The sequence below is a fragment of the Janibacter sp. GS2 genome (assembly GCF_051200835.1).
Lineage (GTDB): Bacteria > Actinomycetota > Actinomycetes > Actinomycetales > Dermatophilaceae > Janibacter.
In genome coordinates, this window is record NZ_CP195161.1 from 1650686 (window position 1) to 1671239 (window position 20554).

The window sequence follows — 20554 nt, forward strand, 5'->3', positions numbered from 1 at the left end:
GGGCCCATGACCGCCATGATCGTGGGGCTGCTGATCTGCCTCGTCCTCTCCATCGCAGTGATGGCCCTCGTCGCGATCCCCGCACGACGGGAGGGGCGCGAGATCCTCACGGCACGTGGTGAGCGGGTGGTCGTCAAGGTCCGTGCGACGACGGACCACGCGACCAGTCGCACGTCCGGCTCCGGCGTCTCCGGCAAGCGCTCGAGCACGACCAAGCGAAAGGCCTCATGAGCACCCCGCACGATCGCAGCGACACCTTCCGTGGGCCGGTCGACCCGCAGGTCCGGCCGCAGGACGACCTCTTCGGTCACGTGAACAACCACTGGCTCGAGCGTGTCGAGATCCCGGCGGACCGCGGCCGGTACGGCGTCTTCGACGTGCTGCGGGAGCGCTCCGAGGAGGATGTGCGCACCCTCATCGAGGAGGTCAGCGCCGACGGGTCGGGCGGCGTCGAGTCGGTGGCCGGCAAGGTGGGTGCCCTCTACCGGTCCTTCCTCGACGAGGACCGGGCCGACGAGCTCGGCGCCGAGCCGCTGCGGGACCTGCTCGACACCGTCGACGAGATCACCTCCGTCCCCGACCTCGCCGCCGCGACCGGGCGGTTGGCGCGCGATGGCGTGAGCGGCTTCGTGCTGCCCTTCGTCAACACCGACGACAAGGACTCCTCCCGCTACGTCGTCTACCTCGAGCAGGGTGGCCTCGGGCTGCCCGACGAGTCGTACTACCGCGAGTCGCAGCACGAGGAGACCCTGTCGGCCTACCGCGGACACCTGTCACGGCTGCTCGGTCTGGCCATCGGGCTCGGCGAGCGCGCCGCCGCCGAGACGGCCGACCGCGTCGTCGACCTCGAGACCCGGTTGGCGGCGGAGCACTGGGACCGCGTGGCCAACCGCGACCCGGTGCGCACCTACAGCCTGCTGGGCTCCACCGAGCTGGAGGAGCTCGCTCCCTCGGTCGACTGGGCCGCCTGGGCCCGAGGGCTCGGAGCGGATGCTCCCTTCGCCGAGGTCGTCGTGCGCCAGCCCGACTTCCTGCGCGGACTCTCCTCGCTGCTCTCCTCGGTCGATCTGGCCACGTGGCGCGACTGGCTGCGCGTGCGCATCATCCAGGCCCTGGCGGCCCACCTCGACAGCCGCATCGTCGCCGAGGAGTTCGACTTCGTCGGTCGGACCCTCTCCGGCATCCCCGAGCAGCGCGCCCGCTGGAAGCGCGGCGTCGCGCTCGTCGACTCCTCGCTCGGCGAGGCGGTCGGGGAGCTGTACGTGGAGCGTCACTTCCCGCCGGCGGCACGTGAGCGGATGGTCGAGCTCGTCGACAACCTCGTCGAGGCCTTCCGCCGGTCCTTCGCCGAGTCGGCCTGGATGAGCGCGCAGACGCAGCAGGAGGCCCTGGCCAAGCTCGAGGCCTTCACCCCGAAGATCGCCCACCCGGTGAGATGGCGCGACTACTCCGCGCTGGAGATCATCGAGGGTGACCTCGTGGGCAATGTCCGCCGCGTCGCCGCCTTCGAGGTGGATCGCGCCCTCGGCAAGCTCGGCGGGCCCGTCGATCGCGACGAGTGGTTCCTCACGCCGCAGACGGTCAACGCCTACTACAACCCCGGCCTCAACGAGATCGTCTTCCCGGCCGCGATCCTCCAGCCGCCGTTCTTCGACGTCGAGGGCGATGACGCGGACAACTACGGCGGCATCGGTGCGGTCATCGGTCACGAGATCGGTCACGGCTTCGACGACGCCGGATCGACCTTCGACGGCCAGGGGAACCTGCGGGACTGGTGGACCGAGGCCGACCGGATGGCCTTCGAGGAGCGGCGCGACGCGCTCATCGACCAGTTCGGCGAGTACCAGACCCGGCACGCGCCGGGCCACACCGTCAACGGCGCCCTGACCGTGGGTGAGAACATCGGCGACATCGGCGGTCTGGCCATCGGGCACGCGGCCTACCGCATCGCCGCCGGGGAGGCCGCAGAGCAGGTCGGTGACGGGGGCCTCACCGGCGACCAGCGCTTCTTCCAGAACTGGGCCCGGGTGTGGTGTGGTGACGCGCGGACCGAGGAGGCGGTGCGGCTGCTGTCGATCGACCCGCACTCGCCGCAGGACGTGCGCGGCAACGCCGTGCGCAACATCGACGCCTTCCACGAGGCCTTCTCCACCGGTCCCGGTGACGGGATGTGGCTGGAGTTGCCCGAGCGGGTCTCCCTCTTCTGACCCCGGCCGTGACCACACCCCGCGACCGCAACCCGCAAGGACGGGCGGAGAACGCCCGTCCGCGTGACGGGCTGGGCCGTCCGCTGCCGCACGGCAGCGCCGGCGTCGAGCGGGTCGAGGCCCGCGACCGGACGGCGGGCGAGGCCCTCGACGAGGCACAGGACTTCCTGGACCGCGAGATGCCCTTCCACGCGCACGAGGTCCTCGAGGAGCAGTGGAAGGCCGCCGCACCGGAGGAGATCGCGCTCTGGCAGGGGTTGGCGCAGCTGGCCGTCGGCCTGACCCACCAACGCCGGGGCAACCCGCGGGGGGCGTGTTCGGTGACCGCACGAGGTGCGCAGGCCGTCTCCGGGTACGCGGAGGACCCACCCCACGGCATCGACGCCGCCGGGCTCTTGGTTTGGGCGCACGACCTGGTCGACACCCCCGAGGGGGACGTGCCCGTCCCACGGTTGCGGGGCTGACCGACTCGGTTCGGGTACGGGCCCGCCCCCTGCGAAGATGGGCTGCGTGATGGGTATCGACACGCTGACCGAGTACATCGTCGTGGGCGTCGGGCTCCTGGTCCTCCTCGGAGGGCTCGGCCTGGGGCTGTTGCGCGGGGGTGGCGGCAAGACCAAGGAGTTGCCGCCCGAGCACCGCCCGCCGGAGCGGCCGAAGGGATCCGCCGACCACCGCAGCGGGGCGATCGTCCTCGACCGGCCGAGCGAGCACGCCCAGCCGCAGACGCCACCCGAGGACGGGAAGGGCGACGAGCCGCCGGCCGCGACCACCGAGACCGAGGAGCCGGCGACGGCACCGGGGGAGCCGGCCGCGGCGGGGCCGGACCCGACGACCGGGGCCCCCGCGCCGGACGAGCAGTTCACCCCCGTGGAGTCCGATGCGCCCGAGCGCGCTCGCACCGCGACGTCCGCGCCCGAGACGGAGACCGTCCCCGAGCCGGAGCCGAAGCCGACCCCGGAGCCGGAGCCGACCCCGGAGCCGGAGCCGGAGCTGGACACCCCGGCCCCGACCCGGGACCGGATGCGCAACCTGCGCTCGCGGCTCGCCCGCTCCAACGGCGCCATCGGCAAGGGTCTGCTCGCGTTGCTCTCCCAGGGCACCCTCTCCGAGGAGGACTGGGAGGAGGTCGAGGACACCCTGCTGGCCGCCGACCTCGGCCTGGAACCGACCACCGAGCTCGTCGACTCCCTTCGGGAGCACGTCTCCGTCGACGCCACCACCGATCCGGACGTCGCCAAGGACTGGCTCTATGCCGACCTCCTCGCGCTCGTCGACCCGAGCATGGAGCGCGGCCTGGCCGCTTCACGCGTTGACGGTCGCCCCGCATGCATGCTCGTCGTGGGCGTCAACGGCACCGGCAAGACGACCACCGTCGGCAAGCTCGCCCGGGTCCTCGTCGCCAACGACCGGGACGTCGTCCTCGGCGCCGCGGACACCTTCCGTGCTGCGGCCGCCGACCAGCTCGAGACGTGGGGGGCCCGCGTGGGCGTGCCGACCGTGCGCAGCGACCGCGAGGGCGCGGACCCGGCGGCCGTCGCCTTCGACGCCGTCAAGGCCGGAGCCGAGATGGAGTCCGACGTGGTGATCGTCGACACCGCGGGACGCCTGCACAACAAGGTCGGGCTCATGGACGAGCTGGCCAAGGTCAAGCGGGTCATCGAGAAGCAGAGCCCGATCGACGAGATCCTCCTCGTCCTCGACGCGACGACCGGTCAGAACGGTCTGGCACAGGCCAAGGTCTTCGCCGAGGCGGTCAACATCACCGGGGTCGTGCTCACCAAGCTCGACGGGACGGCGAAGGGCGGCATCGTCGTTGCCGTGCAGCGCACCCTCGGTGTCCCGGTCAAGCTCGTCGGCCTCGGCGAGGGACCGGACGACCTGGCGCCCTTCGTCCCGGAGGCCTTCGTCGACGCGATCGTCGGCTGACCTCCACCCCTGGTCGGCGGACCTGGCGAAACCATGCCCACACGGGGACGCCGACCTTCTGCGGAGGCCGACCGGGAGCGCCGTAACCGGGCGGTGGGCCGTAGCCGGGCGGTGGGCCGTAGGGACCCTGGCCCTGCCGTCCGGGCGGGATGGGTGGCGTGGTCATGGCTCTCCCTGCTGCGGCGTCGCCCCCCGGGCGCGCTCGTCACCCAGGATTAACGCCGGGGCGAGAGGTGAAACACGGCGGTAACACGCCACGCCCCTGACCGAAACGGTGGCAGCGGAAGGTGAGCGTCATGGAAAATGCACTCGACACCGGCCTCACCGCCTGGATGCTCGTCAGCGCTTCGCTCGTGCTGCTGATGACCCCCGGCCTTGCGCTCTTCTACGGCGGGATGGTCCGCACGAAATCCGTCCTCAACATGATGATGATGTCCTACGGCGCGATGGCCGTCGTCGGGGTCGTCTACGTCCTCTGGGGTTGGTCGATGTCCTACAGCACGGACTCGATCGGTGGCATCGTCGGCAACCCCTTCACCCACTTCGGCCTCGCCGACACGATCACCGACGGGGCCGGGCAGTACGTCCTCGACGGCGGTCTCCCGGTCGTCGTCGACGTGGGCTTCCAGGTGACCTTCGCGATCATCACCGTCGCCCTCATCAGCGGGGCCATCGCCGACCGCGCCCGCTTCGGCACCTGGCTGGTCTTCACCGCGTTCTGGGTCACCCTCGCCTACTTCCCGATGGCCCACATGGTCTGGGGTGGCGGGCTGCTCAGCGGTGACGGGCCCTTCGCCTCGATCGCCGAGCCCATCGACTTCGCGGGGGGCACGGTCGTGCACATCAATGCTGGTGTGGCCGCCCTGGTCCTCTCACTCGTCATCGGCAAGCGAGCGGGCTTCGGCACGGTCGCGCTGCGTCCGCACAACCTCCCGCTCGTCATGCTCGGGGCGGGGTTGCTGTGGTTCGGCTGGTTCGGCTTCAACGCCGGCTCGGCCTACGGCGCGGACGGTGTGGCCGGTCTCGCCTGGCTCAACACGACCACGGCAGCCGCTGCGGCGATCCTCGGCTGGCTGGTGGTCGAGCGACTGCGTGATGGTCATGCCACCTCGCTCGGCGCCGCCTCGGGCATCGTCGCCGGGTTGGTCGCGATCACCCCGGCGGCCGGTGCGCTCTCCCCGGTCGGCTCGATCGCCCTCGGCGGTGTCGCCGGCGTCCTGTGCGCCTACGCCGTCGGGCTGAAGTACGCGCTGGGCTACGACGACAGTCTCGACGTCGTCGGTGTCCACCTCGTCGCGGGTCTCTGGGGCACCGTCGGGGTCGGCTTCCTGGCCACTGAGACGGGTCTGTTCTACGGCGGCGGCTTCTCCCAGCTGGCGGTCCAGGTGATCATCGCCCTCCTCGCGGTGGCCATCTCCGCGGTGATCACCACCGTCATCGCCCTCGGGCTGAAGTACACGATGGGGTGGAGGATCAGTCCGGACGACGAGGCGCTCGGCATCGACGCCGCCGTCCACGCCGAGTCGGGGTACGACGTCGGTGGGGTCGGCGCGAGCCGGGCCTCGACCCTGCCCGGCTCGACCCACCCCCTTCCCGCCACGGCCAGCACGGCCACCGACCACTCGGAGGTCCCCGCATGAAGCTCTGCACCGCCATCATCAAGCCGCACCGGATCGACGACGTCAAGGAGGCCCTCGAGTCCTTCGGCATCACCGGGATGACCGTCAGCGAGGCCAGCGGCTTCGGCCGCCAGCGCGGCCACAGCGAGGTCTACCGGGGTGCGGAGTACACCGTCGACTTCGTCCCGAAGATCCGCCTGGAGGTGCTCGTCGAGGACGCCGACGCCGCGTCGGTCGTCGATGTCATCGTCTCCGCCGCCAGGACGGGACGCATCGGTGACGGCAAGGTCTGGGTCACGCCGATCGAGGGCGTGGTGCGAGTGCGCACCGGCGAGAAGGGAGCCGAGGCCATCTGAGCCTCGAGATCTCCATGACTCGCACCGGCACCACCATCCGCGCCGAGCGGCTCGACCTCGCCGGCACCCGGGAGTTCACCACCCCGGGTGCCGGCGGGGCCCGTCGGGCCGCCATCGGGCGGGCCACCCACTCCTGGCTCACCAGCCTCTACCTCGACGCCGTGGGTGAGCGGGAGGGCATCGCCCTGGCCGCCGTCGGTTCGCTGGGGCGTGGGTGGTCGGGCCCGCTGAGCGACCTCGACCTCGTCCTCGTCCACGACGGCCGCACGGTCGCCGCCGCGGACCTCACCGAGATCGCCGACCGGCTGTGGTACCCGGTGTGGGACTCCGGGCTGGCGCTCGACCACTCGGTCCGCTCCGCCGCGCAGTGCCGGGCAGTGGCCGGGGAGGACGTGTCCGCGGCAGTCGGTCTGCTCGATCTCTCCCTCGTGGCCGGGGACCCCGATCTCGTCGCAGGCGTCCGGTCGAGCGTCGGGCAGGACTGGCGTTCCGGCGCTCGCACCCGGCTGCCGGGCTTCATCGAGTCGGTGCGAGAGCGTCACCACCGCCACGGCGACCTCAGTCAGCAGATCGAGCCCGACCTCAAGGAGGCCTTCGGGGGACTGCGGGACGTCACCGTCCTGCACGCCCTGACCCGGGCGTGGTTGAGCGACCACCCCCACGGGGCGGTCGAGCCCGCACTGGACCACCTGCTCGACGTGCGCGATGCCCTGCACGTCGTGACCGGCCGGGGCCGTGACGTGCTGCTGCGGGAGGAGCACGACGCGGTCGCTGCACTGCTGGGCTTCTCCGACCCCGATGACCTGCTCACCCTCGTCTCGGGGTCCGCGCGCGCGATCGGGTGGTCGCTGGAGTCGACCATGCGCCGCGCGGGACAGAGCCAACGGGCCCGGGTGCTCCGGGTGGGTCCGCGGCGCCCGACGATGACGCCGCTCGGCCACGGGGTCCACGCCCACGATGGGGAGGCCGTCCTCGGCTCGACGCGGAGCATCGAGACCGACCCGAGCCTGCCGCTGCGCGCCGCGGTCGTCGCCGCCCGCCACCGGCTGCCGCTCTCCCCGCAGACCCTGACCAACCTCGCCTCCGGCCCCTCGTTGCCCACGCCCTGGGAGCAGGAGCACCTGGACCTGTTCGCTGACCTGCTCGCCAGTGGGGCCGGGCTGACCGCCGTCTGGGAAGGACTCGACCACGTCGGTCTGGTCGACCGGTGGTTGCCCGAGTGGGCCGCCGTGCGCTGCCGACCCCAGCACAACCCCATCCACCGGCACACGGTTGATCGCCACCTCCTCGAGACCGTGGACCGTGCCGGCGCCCTCTCCAGGGACGTGTCGCGACCCGACCTGCTGCTCATCTGCGCCCTCCTGCACGACATCGGCAAGATCTCCGGCGCGCGGGACCACTCGCACACCGGTGCCGCCATCGCCGCCCGTGTCGTGGCTCGGTGGGGCCTGGACGAGGCGGATCGGAGGACGGTCGTCCTCCTCGTGCGCGAGCACCTGACCCTCGTCGAGATCGCGACCCGTCGCGACCTGGGTGATCCGGCGACGACGACCATGGTCTGCGACCTCGTCGGCGCGGACATCGAGACCTTCGAGCTGCTGCGGGCGCTGACGATCGCCGATGCCCGCGCCGTCGGGCCCCAGGCGTGGACCCACTGGCGCGCCAGCCTCTTGGACACTCTCACGGGCCTGGTGCGCGAGCGGCTCACCGGTGCGGTGCCCCCGGTGCCGTCGCTGGCCCCCGCGCCCGCGCTCGATGAGGCAGCGCTCGTCGAGGTCGCTGACGGGCGCCCGCACGTGCGGGTCGACGCCGCCGGGGGCGGGTGGACGCTGACCGTCCACTGCCGCGACCGCGGGGGCCTCTTCGCTGACACCGCCGGCCTGCTCGCGGCGCACGGGATGTCCGTGCGCCGGGCGCGCCTGGCCACGGTCGACGGTGTCGCCGTCGACGAGTGGTTCGTGGAGTCTCCCGGCGGGGACCCGCCGGAGCCGGCTCGCATCGTCGCCGGTCTCGCCCGGCTCGCGGCGGGGGGCCGGTCCGCGCCCGGGGCGTGTGCCGGCGCCCGTCCCACCCGTCGAGGGACGGGTGCCGCCGGGACCCGGGCCTTCGTCCTGCCGAGCGCCGGCAGCGCTGCGACCGTCATCGAGGTGCGGTCCCAGGATCGGCCGGGGTTGTTGCGCGATCTCGGGTGGGCGCTGACGGGCGAGGGCCTGAGCGTGCGATCGGTGCACGTCTCCACCTTCGCCGGTCAGGCACTGGACACCTTCTACGTCACCGACGGCGGCGGTCGCGCACTCCGCCCGGCGGCCGTGGCACGGGCTCTCTCGGCGGTCATCGACGCCGGTGACGGGGACCTGCGCGAAGGGGGACCGGCGGGAAGATAGCCTTGGCCGGGTGTTCACCAGCCTGTCCGACCGCCTGACCGCGACGTTCAAGAACCTCCGCGGCAAGGGGCGCCTGTCCGAGTCCGACGTCAACAAGACCGTCCGGGACATCCGCATGGCGCTCATCGACGCCGACGTCGCGCTGCCCGTCGTCAAGGAGTTCACCTCGGCGGTACGCGAGCGTGCCACCGGCGCAGAGGTGAGCCAGGCGCTCAACCCGGCCCAGCAGGTCATCAAGATCGTCAACGAGGAGCTCGTCGGCATCCTCGGCGGCAACACCCGCACGATCCAGCTCGCCAAGCGCCCGCCGACGGTGATCATGCTCGCCGGCCTCCAGGGCTCCGGCAAGACGACCTTCGCCGGCAAGCTGGGTGCCTGGCTGAAGGAGCAGGGGCACACCCCCGTCCTCGTCGCGGCCGACCTGCAGCGCCCCAACGCCGTCACCCAGCTCGAGGTGACCGGTGAGCGCGCGGGCGTGCCCGTCTTCGCACCGGAACGCGGAAACAGCGGCGGTCACGACGCGGTCCTCGACTCCGGTGAGGGGACCCAGTCCTTCGGCGACCCCGTCGCCGTCAGCCGAGCCGGTGTGGACCACGCCCGGTCACAGCAGCACGACGTCGTCATCGTCGACACCGCCGGGCGGCTCGCCGTCGACGCCGAGCTGATGCAGCAGGCGGCGAACATCCGCGAGGCGATCGTCCCCGACGAGGTGCTCTTCGTCATCGACGCGATGATCGGTCAGGCTGCGGTCGAGACCGCCCGGGCCTTCGCCGACGGCGTCGACTTCACCGGCGTCGTGCTCTCCAAGCTCGACGGTGACGCTCGTGGTGGTGCGGCGCTGTCCGTCGCCGGCACGACCGGTCGCCCGATCATGTTCGCCTCCATCGGCGAGCAGACGCGCGACATCGAGGTCTTCCACCCGGACCGGATGGCCAGCCGCATCCTCGACATGGGCGACGTCCTCACCCTCATCGAGCAGGCCGAGCGCGCCTTCGAGCGCGGCGAGGCCGAGGAGATGCAGCGGAAGTTCCTCGCGGAGGAGGACTTCACCTTCGACGACTTCCTCCAGCAGATGAGCGCCATCAAGAAGATGGGCTCGCTGAAGTCGATGCTCAAGATGATGCCGGGCATGGGACAGATGTCCGCCCAGCTGGACAACCTCGACGAGCGGGAGTTCGACCGCATCGAGGCGATGGTGCGCTCGATGACCACCTTCGAGCGCAACCACCCCAAGCAGATCAACGGCTCGCGCCGCTCGCGCATCGCCAAGGGTTCCGGCGTGACCGTCTCCGAGGTCAACCAGCTGCTCGAGCGCTTCACCGAGGCGCAGAAGATGATGAAGCAGCTCGCCCGCGGTGGGGGCATGCCCGGGATGCCTGGACTGCCGGGCGCAGGGGGCGGCGGTGGCCGCAAGAAGGGCAAGCAGCCGCAGAAGAAGAAGGGCAAGTCGGGCAACCCGGCCAAGCGGGCCCAGCAGGAGCGGGAGGCCGCGGACAAGGCCGCCGGTCGCACCAGCGCCCCCGGCTCCGCCTTCGGTAGAGGGGCAGCCGGCGGGGAGCACCAGCCCGGACCGGCGGACCTCGACGCGAGCCAGCTCCCGAAGGGGTTCGAGAAGTTCCTGGGGCAGTGATGGGTGCGCCGCGCCTGCACGCCATGAGCTCCGGGGAGAGCGGCCCACGGGTGGCCTTCTGCCACGGCCTCTTCGGGCAGGGACGCAACTGGAACCAGATCGCCAAGGGCCTCGACGACATCTGCCGCCCGACCCTGCTCGACCTGCCTGACCACGGCCGCTCACCGTGGACCGAGCGCTTCGACTACGTCGGCGCGGCCGGGCAGGTGGCGCAGTCGCTGCGAGCCATCGACCCGGACGAACCCTGGATCGTGGTCGGTCACTCCATGGGCGGCAAGATCGCCATGCTCGTCGCACTGACCGAGCCCGAGCTCGTCGAGCGGCTGGCCGTCGTCGACATCTCCCCGGCTGCGACGACGGGCTTCACCGAGTTCGAGACCTACATCAGCGCGATGCGGGCGATGGACCTCGACGCCATCGACAGCCGTGCCCGGGCCGACGAGGCGATGCGGGAGGCCGCGCCCGACCCGGGCGTGCGGGGGTTCCTCCTGCAGAACCTGCGGCGGGACGGGGACGGGTGGCGCTGGCAGCCCAACCTCGAGGTCATCGGGCGCGACATCGAGACCATCGGCGGGTGGCCGGCGGACGAGATCAGCCAGCAGCCCCCCTTCGAGGGGCCGGTGCTCTGGCTCTCCGGAGGGGAGTCCTCGTACGTCACCGACGACAACGAGACGGAGATGCGCCGGATCTTTCCCCGGGTGCGCCACGTGACGGTCAAGGGGGCCGGTCACTGGGTGCACTCGGAGCAGCCCGAGGTGACCATCCAGGCCCTGCGTGCGCTGATCACCTCAGGACGCTGACAGCGGAGTGTGGTGGGGTGGAGGGGTCCGTGATCCTCACCGGACACCCTCGATCGGAAGGACCCACCATGTCCCGCATCGTCATCGTCGGCGGCCACGGCAAGATCGCCCTGCTGCTCGCCCCTCTTCTGGCCGAGCATGACCACTCCGTCACCGCCCTCATCCGCAATCCCGAGCACGCCCGCGACATCAAGGAGGTCGGCGCGAGCCCGGTGGTGGCCGACGTCGAGCAGCTCGACACGGCCGGGATCGCCGAGGTCATCAGCGGGCACGACGCCATCGTCTGGGCCGCCGGCGCCGGCGGTGGCAACCCCGAGCGCACCCGCGCCGTGGACCAGGACGCGGCCATCCGCTCCATGGATGCCGCGAGCGAGGCGGGCGTGCACCGCTACGTCATGATCAGCTACTGCGGCGCGGGACCGGACCACGGAGCCGACCCGGAGTCCGCGTTCTTCGCCTATGCCGAGGCGAAGGCCGCGGCCGACGAGCACCTGCGCGGCACCGACCTGGACTGGACGGTCCTCGGGCCGAGCGCGCTCACCCTCGACCCCGCGAGCGGATCGATCCAGGTCGGCCGTGAGGGCAGTGGGTCGGTCTCCCGGGAGAACGTCGCCCGGGTGATCGCCGAGGTCCTCGACGCCAACGCCACGGTCGGCCGGACGATCGAGTTCCACGACGGCAGCACGCCGATCTCCGAGGCCCTGCGCTGACCGACGTCCGGCGGATAGTGTCGGGCCATGGCTGATGTGCTGCACGTGACGGGCGAGATCCTCATCTCCGAGCAGGAGAGTGTGCCCGAGCTCTGGGTCATCGACGGGAAGGTCTCCTTCACGCCGCCGACGGGCGGTGACGTCGAGTCCGTGCACGGTTTCGTCCTGCCCGGCTTCGTCGATGCGCACTGCCACGTCGGGCTCGACGCGCACGGCGCCGTCGATGCCGCGACGAGCGAGGAGCAGGCGCTCACCGACCGTGACGCCGGCACCCTGCTCATCCGGGACGCGGGCTCGCCTGCCGACACCCGGTGGATCGACGAGCGGGACGACCTGCCGAAGATCATCCGGGCCGGGAGGCACATCGCCCGCACCCGCCGCTACATCCGCAACTTCGCCCACGAGATCGAGCCGGAGCAGCTCGTCTCGCGGGTGCGCGCCGAGGCGCGGGCCGGTGACGGCTGGGTCAAGCTCGTCGGTGACTGGATCGATCGCGGCGCGGGTGACCTCACCCCGTGCTGGCCGCGCGACGTCCTCACCGAGGCGATCGCCGCCGCCCACGAGGAGGGCGCCCGCGTCACCGCCCACTGCTTCGGTGAGGAGTCCTTGGCGGACTTCGCCGCGGCCGGCACCGACTGCATCGAGCACGCCACGGGTCTCGTTCCCGAGACGATCGCGGCCTTCGCCCAGCAGGACATCGCGATCGTCCCGACCCTGGTCAACATCGAGACCTTCCCGCAGCTGGCGGCCCCCGCGGCCGAGAAGTTCCCCGACTACCACCGGCACATGCTGCAGCTGCACGAGCGGCGTTTCGAGACGGTGGCCGCGGCCCGGGACGCGGGCATCGCGGTCTACGTCGGTACCGATGCCGGTGGCTCCCTGCCGCACGGCCTCGTGGCGCAGGAGATGGAGCTGCTCACCCGCGCCGGCTTCTCGACGACCGAGGCGCTCGCCGCCGGCACCTGGCGCTCCCGGGAGTGGCTCGCTCGCCCCGCCATCAGCGAAGGGGAGGACGCCGACCTCGTCGTCCTGGCGGATGACCCGCGCGAGGACGTGCGCGCATGCGGGACCCCGGAGCACGTGATCCTGCGGGGCGCCCGCGTCGGCGGGCGCTGACTCCCTTCGGCCGCCTCCAGATTCTCGGGTGACCCGGAAAACCTGGGGTCAGGCCCGGTCGCCGATGAGCTCCGGCTCGTCATCCGCGACCGGCGCGGCGCCCGATTCGGCGGCCACCTCCCGGCGGTGCGCCCGCAGGCTGTGCGTCACGGCGCCGACCCAGGCGGCGAGGACGAGGCCGTGGACGAGCCAGGTGATGCCGCCGCCGAGAGCCAGGGCGTCCTCACCCATGATCGTCCGCGAGTTGGTGAGGACGATGACGCCGCCGACCGCGGAGCCGAGGACGCGGGGCGGGATGGTCCGTACGAGCCAGGCGGCGATCGGCGCGGCGATGACACCGCCGAGCAGGAGCATGGCCGCCCAGGAGAAGTCGATGCCCTGCGAGCCGAGCGCCAGGAGGAAGCCCGTGCTCGCGGCCACGGAGATGAGGAACTCACTCGTGTCGATCGAGCCGATGACCTTGCGGGGCTCCAGGCGGCCGCTGGCGAGGATCGCCGGTGTGCCGACCGGACCCCACCCGCCGCCACCGGTGGCATCGACGAATCCGCCGACGAGGCCGAGCGGGGCGAGGAACCGCGTGCGCAGGGGAGTGCCGAGGCGGTCCGTGCGCAGGCCCGTCACGGTGAACCGGATGAGGACGTAGAGGCCGAGCGCGAGCAGGATGCCCGACATCACGGGTGTGGCGGTCGTGGTGTCGAGGCTCGACAGGAAGGTCGCGCCGGCGAAGGCACCGACCGCGCCGGGCAGGCCGATCTTGAGCACGACCGCCCAGTCGACGTTGCCGAAGCGCCAGTGCGAGGCACCGGAGACGAGGGTCGTGCCGATCTCGGCGAGGTGGACCGTCGCGGACGCCGCCACCGGGTTGGTCCCGATCGCCAGCAGCAGGGTCGTGGTCGTCACGCCGTAGGCCATGCCGAGCGATCCGTCGACGAGCTGGGCGAGGAGACCGACGACGGCCAGGAGGACGAGCTTGCGCATGCGGAGGACTCTTTCCGTCAGGAGTGCGGCGCGGCGTCCAGCGGATCTCCCACTGGATGAGCAGGAGTTTTCGGTAATCAAGGGTTATGTGTCAAATAACCATGCGTTATGTCTCAGTCCCCGACCCCGTCGTCGTCCGTGACGGTGGTGGGCGCCGCGATACTGGGCGCATGGACATCTCTGCCCGAGCGGACTACGCGGTGCGCGCCATGCTCGCCCTCGCCGCGACCGAAGGGGGTGCCCCGTGCTCCGTGGTCCGGCTCGCCCACGAGCAGGACCTGCCGCGCAAGTTCCTCGAGGCCATCCTCGGCGACCTGCGTCGGGCCGCCCTCGTGACCAGTCGGCTGGGAGTGACCGGGGGGTACGTGCTCGCCCGCCCGGCCGGTGACATCTGCATCGGCGACGTCATCCGTGCCGTCGACGGCCCGCTCGCGGAAGTGCGTGGGGAGCGGCCGCAGACCACGAGCTATGTCGGCGCGGCGGCCCACCTGCCCACCCTGTGGGTTGCCGTGCGGGCCAGCGTGCGCTCGGTCCTCGACGCGACGACGCTGGCCGATGTCGTCGCCGGGGACTTCCCGGCGAGCGTTCGCCGGGCGCTCGAGCTGCCGGGCTCCTGGGAGAACCGCTGACGGATTCGGGGCGCGCGGGTGGTCTCTGGCAGACTGTGGCGCTGTACCCGTCCGCGCCGGGGAAGAGCTCCTGCGCGCCGGATGCCTACACCCGAGTACCGGTACCCCGTGCGACAAGCGCACGGTCTGGCCGTGCTCACGAGCACAAGGAGACCACGCCAGTGGCCGTCAAGATTCGTCTCAAGCGCATGGGCAAGATCCGCGCCCCCTTCTACCGCGTCGTCATCATGGACGCCCGCGCCAAGCGGGACGGCCGGGCGATCGAGGAGATCGGCCTGTACAACCCCACCGAGGAGCCCTCGCTCATCAAGATCGACAGCGAGCGCGCCCAGCACTGGCTCACGCAGGGCGCCCAGCCCACCGAGACCGTCGCCGCGCTGCTCAAGGTCACCGGTGACTGGCAGAAGTTCAAGGGCGAGGCCGGCGCCGAGGGCACCCTGAAGTTCAAGGAGGCCAAGACCTCCAAGAAGGAGCTCTACGAGGCCGCCCTCGCCTCCTCCGACACGGAGGCCGGCGAGCACGAGGCCATCACCGCCAAGAAGAAGGCCGACAAGGAGGCCGCTGACAAGAAGGCGGCCGACGAGAAGGCTGCGGCGGAGAAGGCTGCGGCCGACAAGGCCGCCGCGGAGAAGGCCGAGGCCGACAAGGCCGCCGAGACCCCCGCCGCCGAGGACGCTCCGGCCGAGGCCGAGACCACCACCGAGGCCTGACATGCTCGACGAGGCGCTCGAGCACCTGGTCACCGGCATCGTCGACCACAAGGACGACGTCGTCGTCCGGAGCAAGGACCTGCGCCGTGGCCAGATCCTCGAGGTGCGCGTGCACCCCGAGGACCTGGGCCGCGTCATCGGTCGCTCCGGTCGCACCGCCTCCGCCCTGCGCACCGTCCTCGGTGCGCTCGCCGGCGGCGAGAACGTGCGCATCGACATCGTCGACACGGACCGCGAGCGCTGACCCGCCCGTGAGTCTGGTCGAAGGGCCGCCATCCACCCGGATGGCGGCCCTTCGGCATGTCACGGACGAAGGAAAGGACACGTATCTTGTCCCGCATGGATGCAACTGAGGGTCACGTCGTCGCCCGGATCGGCAAGCCCCACGCGCTGCGCGGTGAGGTCACCGTGCAGCTGCACACCGACGACCCCGAGTCGCGCTTCGTGCCGGGCGTCGTCTTCGACACGCGCGCCGAGCCCGGCTCCGGCGTGCCGCGGCAGCTGACGCTCGCCACGACGCGCGTGCACCAGGGCGTCTGGTTGCTCGGCTTCGAGGGCATCCCCGACCGCACCGGCGCGGAGTCGCTGCGCAACACCCGCCTCGTCCTCGCCGAGGAGGAGCTGGCCGACGACCCGGACGAGGGGTGGTACGAGAAGGATCTCGTCGGTCTGACCGCCCGCACCCCTGACGGTGAGGTCCTCGGCGAGGTCGTCGCCCTGCAGCTCGGCGCCGCACAGGACCGGCTCGTGCTGCGGCGACCGGACGGGAGCGAGGCGCTCGTCCCCTTCGTCGAGGCGATCGTGCCGGAGGTGGATCCCGAGGCCGGCCGGCTCGTGGTGGACGCGCCACCCGGGCTGCTGGACCTCGACACGAAGGGGGAGTGAGCCGTGCGCATCGACGCGGTCTCGATCTTCCCGGACTACCTCGCGGCCCTGGACCTCTCCCTCATCGGCAGGGCCCGCCGGGACGGCCTGATCGACCTGCGGGTCCACGACCTGCGCGACTTCACCCACGACCGGCACCGCACCGTCGATGACACCCCGTACGGAGGGGGAGCCGGCATGGTGATGAAGCCGCAGCCGTGGAGCGAGGCGCTGACGCACGTCCTCGACTCCGCGGACGCGACGACCGGAGCGGCCCCGGTCCTCCTCGTCCCCGGCCCGGGTGGCGAGCGCTTCACCCAGGCGATGGCCCGGGAGCTCGCGGAGGCACCGTGGCTCGCCTTCGCCTGCGGTCGCTACGAAGGGATCGACGAACGGGTCCATGACTGGGCCTGCGAGCGCATGCAGGTCCGGGTCGTCTCCCTCGGGGACTACGTCCTCAACGGCGGTGAGGTCGCCGCGCTCGCGATGGTCGAGGCGATCGGTCGGCTGCTGCCGGGGGTCGTGGGCAATGCCGAGTCCCTCGTCGAGGAGTCGCACGAAGGGGGGCTGCTCGAGTACCCCATCTACACCAAGCCGGCCGTGTGGGACGGCGGCGACGGCGTGGAGCGGCCGGTGCCCGAGGTCCTCCTCGGTGGCAACCACGCGGCGATCGCCGACTGGCGTCACGCGCAGCGCCTGGCGCGCACCGCGGCCCGGCGTCCCGACCTCCTGCACGTCGCCGCGACGACCGACGACCTGGACGGGCTCGAGCACTCCGTGGCGACCCGCGCCGACGCAGCAGAGCTGGCGGTACTGCAGAAGGCCTGCTGGATCGAGATGGTCACCCCTGCCGAGCACTGGTGGGGTGCTGCCGCGGAGGACGCCGGCACCGTCGCCGAGAACCTCGGGCACTGGACGACGCACCTCTTTCGCACCGGCGGGCGACTCGTCGGGTCGGTCCGCGTGCGCACGGACCCGCAGGACCCCACGACGTGGCAGATCGGTCGGCTGCTCGTGGCCCCGGACCTCCAACGCCGGGGGCTGGGTCGAGCGCTGCTCGCCCGTGCCCAGGCACTTGCTCCCGCCGGGGTCACGACCTTCCGGCTCAACACCGGGGCCGACCAGGAACGCCTCCTGCGGATGTACGCCCGGGCCGGCTATCGGGTCGTCGGTGCCGGGGACGGCCCGGGAACGCTCGACCTGACCCGGCCTGCGCCGGCACCGGAGGGCTAGAGGGTCCTCGAGCCTCGATTTCAGGTCCCGCGCCCCGCTCTGGCAGAATCGGGCACCGCGCCCATGACACCGCCCCTGCCACAGGGGGAGTGTGGCTCACGGACACCCACGGGTGGCCCACGATCCGCACGCGGCGGTGGGCGCGACTCCTCACCACTACTGACGAGGGCGGACGGCCTGTGGCGTTCGCAGGAAGCGACAACGCCATGCAGCGTTTCGACGAGATCGACAGGGCGTCCCTGCGGGACGACGTCCCCGAGTTCCGCGCGGGTGACACCGTCAAGGTCCACGTGAAGGTCATCGAGGGCAGCCGCTCTCGTGTCCAGGTCTTCCAGGGTGTCGTCATCCGACGCCACGGAGGGGGAGTCGGCGAGACCTTCACCGTCCGCAAGACCTCCTTCGGCGTCGGGGTGGAGCGCACCCTGCCGGTGCACAGCCCCGTCATCGAGAAGATCGAGGTCGCCAGCCGCGGCGACGTCCGCCGCGCGAAGCTGTACTACCTGCGCGAGCGCCGCGGCAAGGCCGCCCGCATCCGCGAGAAGCGCGAGACCCCCGCGAAGTGATCCTCGTGTCCTGAGCGGACCGTAGGCTGACCCCGATGTCGACCGAGCCCGCCCAGGACGACGACGCTCCGACCCCCGCCGGTGATCCGGCGGGGGTCGACGTGCATCGGACCCGGCGCCTGCTCCTGCAGATCGGTGTCGGCGTGCTCCTCGCCCTCCTCCTGCGCGCCTTCGTCATCCAGTCCTTCCACGTGCCGAGCGAGTCCATGGCTCCGACGATCGCCCCCGGGGACCGGGTCGTCGTGACGAAGGTCGGTGCCGGGCAGGTCGAGCGCGGAGACGTCATCGTCTTCGACGGCACGGACACCTTCGCTGCCACGGACCGAACCACCGTCCTCCCGGACGGGGTCATCGGGCGCAGCCTCTCCGCGGTGGCGTCGAGCCTGTCGATCGACCTGGGGGAGCAGGACTTCCTCAAGCGGGTCGCCGGCGTCGGCGGGGACACGGTCTCCTGCACCCCCGGCGGGGGGCTGGTCGTGGGCGGTGAGCCGGTCGCCGAGCCCTGGCTGCCGGCCGACGAGGTGGCCTGTGCCACCCCCTTCGAGGTCACGGTCCCACCGCAGCGTCTCTTCGTCCTCGGCGACCACCGCTCCAGCTCGGCCGACTCCCGCAGCCACCTGGGTGACCCGGGTGGGGGCATGGTCCCCGTCGATGACGTCGTCGGACACGTGGCGTGGCGGTACTGGCCGCCGGACCGGGTCGGTGGGCTCGGGAACTGACCGGTCACGACGCGCCGGTGCGTCCGACGGGCCGATGAACAGGGATACTGGAGCGGATGACGCCCGACGGGGGCGCGATAGAGGAAGAGACCTGTGGCACACGACCCTGATTCCGCACGCGCGGAGGCCGAGGACGCCGACCGTGAGCGAGCCCGGACCGAGCGCGCCCGCGAGGAGCGGGGCTTCGGGTCCCGGCTCGGTGCTGCCGTCAAGGAGCTCGTCGTCGTGCTCGCGATGGCCCTGACGCTGTCCTTCATCGTCAAGACCTTCCTCATCCAGGCCTTCTTCATCCCCAGCGAGTCGATGGAGGACACCCTCCTCGTCGGGGACCGCGTCGTCGTCTCCAAGCTGTCACCGACGCCCTTCGGGATCGAGCGGGGCGACATCGTCGTCTTCGACGACCCGGGCAACTGGCTCGACCCGAGTCCCGAGGTCAACCGGGGTGCGGTCCTCAACGGACTGCGCGACGGACTGATGTTCGTCGGGCTGCTGCCCGACACGTCCGAGGGCCACCTCATCAAGCGCGTCATCGGGCTGCCCGGTGACACGGTCCAGTGCTGTGACGCCGAGGGCCGCCTGCTCGTCAACGGCGAGCCGATCGACGAGGGTCCCTACCTCAAGCCGGGGGCCGAGGACACCGAGCAGGAGTTCAACATCACCGTGCCCGAGGGCAGCCTGTGGGTGATGGGGGACAACCGCGGGGACTCCTCGGACTCGCGCTACCACGATCCCGCCGGCGACGGGTCCGACGGATCGGTCTCCACCGACCTCGTCGTCGGCAAGGCCGTGGTCACCGTCTGGCCCTTCGACCGGACGGGCCGGCTCTCCGACCACGACGACGTCTTCTCCGAGGTGCCGGATGCCGGGACCCAGTCCCTCGCCCCGCCAGCACGGGAGCCACACACCTCGTGACACCACCCCGCCGGGCCCCGCGCTCCGCCAAACCCAGCCTGCGTCTCGAACGTGAGCTGCAGCGGGCCGGGCACCGGGTGCTCGCGGGCATGGACGAGGTCGGTCGCGGCGCGCTGGCCGGGCCGGTGAGCGTCGGGGTCGTCGTCATCGACGAGGGCAGTCCCAGCGCGCCGGCCGGCGTCAAGGACTCCAAGCTGCTCACGCCCTCGGCCCGCGAGCGGATGGTCCCGCGGCTGACCCGGTGGGCCCGCGCCCACGCCGTGGGCCACGCCCTGCCCGCGGAGATCGACGAGATCGGGATCATCGCCGCCCTGCGCCTCGCCGGCACCCGGGCACTGGCCCGGCTGACGGTCGTGCCCGACCTCGTCATCCTCGACGGCAACCACGACTGGCTCACCGACCCGCAGGAGGTGGGCCTCCTCGCGCAGCCGGCCGGGACCTCGACACCACCGGTGCGCACGATCATCAAGGGCGACCTGCGGTGCAGCTCGGTCGCTGCCGCGAGCGTCCTGGCGAAGGTCGAGCGCGACGGCCTCATGGCCGAGCTCGGCGACGTCCATCCGCAGTACGGCTGGGCCGACAACAAGGGCTACTCCGCGCGCACGCACCTGGAGGCCCTCGCGGCACACGGTCCGTGCGCCGAGCACCGACGGTCCTGGTCATTGCCCGGGGTGACCCCTGGGGTGGTCGAGACCGTGGTGGATGATGGAGGGGTCGTCGGCGGTGTGCGGCTCGGCGAGATGATCGGCGACGGGAGGACGACGTGAGTTCCGAGGACCTGGAGAAGTACGAGACGGAGATGGAGCTCGCGCTCTACCGCGAGTACCGCGACGTCGTCCACCTCTTCAGCCACGTCGTCGAGACCGAGCGACGCTTCTACCTGGCCAACAGCGTCGAGGTGAAGGTGCGCGGCGAGGGCGCCGAGGTCTACTTCGAGGTGACGATGGAGGACGCGTGGGTGTGGGACATCTATCGCCCCGCCCGGTTCGCCCGGCAGGTGCGGGTCGTCACCTTCAAGGACGTCAACGTCGAGGAGCTCGCGAAGTCCGAGCTCGAGGTGCCGGACACCGGCTTCCGCCCCGGCGGTCGCTGAGGAGCGTCCCGCTCCACAAGCGTGACCCGGCCACGGCAGTGGTGCACAGGCCCGCGGAGGGGCTGCCGCACCGTCCCTCCACGCCGTTGACTGGCGGTGGAG

General features: G+C 71.7%; 22 protein-coding genes. 21 read left to right on the forward strand and 1 reads right to left on the reverse strand.

All coding sequences use genetic code 11. The features are described 5' to 3' along the window. Nucleotides 1–6 precede the first annotated feature (6 nt). The 11 genes from ACR9E9_RS08055 to ACR9E9_RS08105 all read left to right on the forward strand — a co-directional run bounded on the left by ACR9E9_RS08055 (nucleotide 7) and on the right by ACR9E9_RS08105 (nucleotide 12751). Nucleotides 7–231: a hypothetical protein gene (locus ACR9E9_RS08055; protein WP_435203438.1), complete on the forward strand. Its 225-nt coding sequence runs from the start codon at nucleotides 7–9 to the stop codon at nucleotides 229–231. Beyond that, nucleotides 228–2207, forward strand: a complete 1980-nt coding sequence (locus ACR9E9_RS08060) for a M13 family metallopeptidase (RefSeq protein ID WP_435203440.1) — start codon at nucleotides 228–230, stop codon at nucleotides 2205–2207. Before ACR9E9_RS08055 ends, ACR9E9_RS08060 begins: the two co-directional genes overlap by 4 nt. A gap of 8 nt (nucleotides 2208–2215) precedes the next feature. After that, on the forward strand, nucleotides 2216–2671 hold the full coding sequence (locus tag ACR9E9_RS08065) for a DUF309 domain-containing protein (protein ID WP_435203442.1): 456 nt from the start codon (nucleotides 2216–2218) through the stop codon (nucleotides 2669–2671). Nucleotides 2672–2720: 49 nt separating this feature from the next. Further along, entirely contained in the window at nucleotides 2721–4136 is a 1416-nt protein-coding gene (ftsY, locus tag ACR9E9_RS08070) for a signal recognition particle-docking protein FtsY (protein WP_435203611.1), read from the forward strand. A gap of 296 nt (nucleotides 4137–4432) precedes the next feature. Continuing rightward, nucleotides 4433–5776: an ammonium transporter gene (locus ACR9E9_RS08075; RefSeq protein ID WP_435203444.1), complete on the forward strand. Its 1344-nt coding sequence runs from the start codon at nucleotides 4433–4435 to the stop codon at nucleotides 5774–5776. Then, nucleotides 5773–6111 carry a P-II family nitrogen regulator gene (locus tag ACR9E9_RS08080; protein WP_435203446.1) on the forward strand — a complete coding sequence of 113 codons (339 nt, stop codon included), beginning with the start codon at nucleotides 5773–5775 and terminating at the stop codon, nucleotides 6109–6111. The genes ACR9E9_RS08075 and ACR9E9_RS08080 overlap by 4 nt, the downstream gene beginning before the upstream one ends. Before the next feature lie 14 nt (nucleotides 6112–6125). After that, a complete protein-coding gene (locus tag ACR9E9_RS08085; RefSeq protein WP_435203448.1) occupies nucleotides 6126–8495 on the forward strand; it encodes a [protein-PII] uridylyltransferase in 2370 nt (789 codons plus the stop codon). A gap of 10 nt (nucleotides 8496–8505) precedes the next feature. Then, nucleotides 8506–10125 carry a signal recognition particle protein gene (gene ffh, locus ACR9E9_RS08090; RefSeq protein ID WP_435203450.1) on the forward strand — a complete coding sequence of 540 codons (1620 nt, stop codon included), beginning with the start codon at nucleotides 8506–8508 and terminating at the stop codon, nucleotides 10123–10125. Nucleotides 10126–10148: 23 nt separating this feature from the next. Continuing rightward, on the forward strand, nucleotides 10149–10925 hold the full coding sequence (locus ACR9E9_RS08095; protein ID WP_435203452.1) for an alpha/beta fold hydrolase: 777 nt from the start codon (nucleotides 10149–10151) through the stop codon (nucleotides 10923–10925). Nucleotides 10926–10993: 68 nt separating this feature from the next. Beyond that, complete coding sequence (locus tag ACR9E9_RS08100; RefSeq protein ID WP_435203454.1) at nucleotides 10994–11635, forward strand: SDR family oxidoreductase; 642 nt, start codon at nucleotides 10994–10996, stop codon at nucleotides 11633–11635. Between the two features lie 27 nt (nucleotides 11636–11662). Continuing rightward, on the forward strand, nucleotides 11663–12751 hold the full coding sequence (locus tag ACR9E9_RS08105; protein ID WP_435203456.1) for an amidohydrolase family protein: 1089 nt from the start codon (nucleotides 11663–11665) through the stop codon (nucleotides 12749–12751). Between the two features lie 48 nt (nucleotides 12752–12799). Here the strand turns inward: ACR9E9_RS08105 and ACR9E9_RS08110 are convergent, their stop codons facing one another. Next, the gene (locus ACR9E9_RS08110; RefSeq protein WP_435203458.1) at nucleotides 12800–13729 is read right to left on the reverse strand and encodes a sulfite exporter TauE/SafE family protein; all 930 of its coding nucleotides are present in this window, start codon (nucleotides 13727–13729) and stop codon (nucleotides 12800–12802) included. A gap of 170 nt (nucleotides 13730–13899) precedes the next feature. On the opposite strand from ACR9E9_RS08110, the gene ACR9E9_RS08115 reads away from it, so the two are divergent. The 10 genes from ACR9E9_RS08115 (at nucleotide 13900) to ACR9E9_RS08160 (ending at nucleotide 20452) form a co-directional block, all read left to right on the forward strand. Next, nucleotides 13900–14358, forward strand: a complete 459-nt coding sequence (locus tag ACR9E9_RS08115) for an RrF2 family transcriptional regulator (protein WP_435203460.1) — start codon at nucleotides 13900–13902, stop codon at nucleotides 14356–14358. Nucleotides 14359–14519: 161 nt separating this feature from the next. Then, entirely contained in the window at nucleotides 14520–15068 is a 549-nt protein-coding gene (rpsP, locus tag ACR9E9_RS08120) for a 30S ribosomal protein S16 (RefSeq protein ID WP_435203462.1), read from the forward strand. A gap of 1 nt (nucleotide 15069) precedes the next feature. Further along, on the forward strand, nucleotides 15070–15312 hold the full coding sequence (locus ACR9E9_RS08125; RefSeq protein ID WP_435203464.1) for an RNA-binding protein: 243 nt from the start codon (nucleotides 15070–15072) through the stop codon (nucleotides 15310–15312). Between the two features lie 95 nt (nucleotides 15313–15407). Continuing rightward, nucleotides 15408–15953 (forward strand): ribosome maturation factor RimM, encoded by a 546-nt coding sequence (gene rimM / locus ACR9E9_RS08130; protein WP_435203466.1) that lies wholly within the window; start codon nucleotides 15408–15410, stop codon nucleotides 15951–15953. A 3-nt stretch (nucleotides 15954–15956) separates the two neighbouring features. Next, complete coding sequence (gene trmD, locus ACR9E9_RS08135; protein WP_435203467.1) at nucleotides 15957–17165, forward strand: tRNA (guanosine(37)-N1)-methyltransferase TrmD; 1209 nt, start codon at nucleotides 15957–15959, stop codon at nucleotides 17163–17165. A 206-nt stretch (nucleotides 17166–17371) separates the two neighbouring features. Next, a complete protein-coding gene (rplS, locus tag ACR9E9_RS08140) occupies nucleotides 17372–17728 on the forward strand; it encodes a 50S ribosomal protein L19 (protein ID WP_435203469.1) in 357 nt (118 codons plus the stop codon). Nucleotides 17729–17763: 35 nt separating this feature from the next. Further along, nucleotides 17764–18447 (forward strand): signal peptidase I, encoded by a 684-nt coding sequence (gene lepB / locus ACR9E9_RS08145; protein ID WP_435203471.1) that lies wholly within the window; start codon nucleotides 17764–17766, stop codon nucleotides 18445–18447. 93 nt (nucleotides 18448–18540) lie between these two features. Beyond that, a complete protein-coding gene (gene lepB, locus ACR9E9_RS08150; protein WP_435203473.1) occupies nucleotides 18541–19359 on the forward strand; it encodes a signal peptidase I in 819 nt (272 codons plus the stop codon). After that, the gene (locus ACR9E9_RS08155; RefSeq protein ID WP_435203475.1) at nucleotides 19356–20126 is read left to right on the forward strand and encodes a ribonuclease HII; all 771 of its coding nucleotides are present in this window, start codon (nucleotides 19356–19358) and stop codon (nucleotides 20124–20126) included. Before lepB (ACR9E9_RS08150) ends, ACR9E9_RS08155 begins: the two co-directional genes overlap by 4 nt. Further along, nucleotides 20123–20452 (forward strand): DUF2469 domain-containing protein, encoded by a 330-nt coding sequence (locus ACR9E9_RS08160; protein WP_435203477.1) that lies wholly within the window; start codon nucleotides 20123–20125, stop codon nucleotides 20450–20452. Before ACR9E9_RS08155 ends, ACR9E9_RS08160 begins: the two co-directional genes overlap by 4 nt. The last annotated feature ends 102 nt before the right edge of the window (nucleotides 20453–20554 follow it).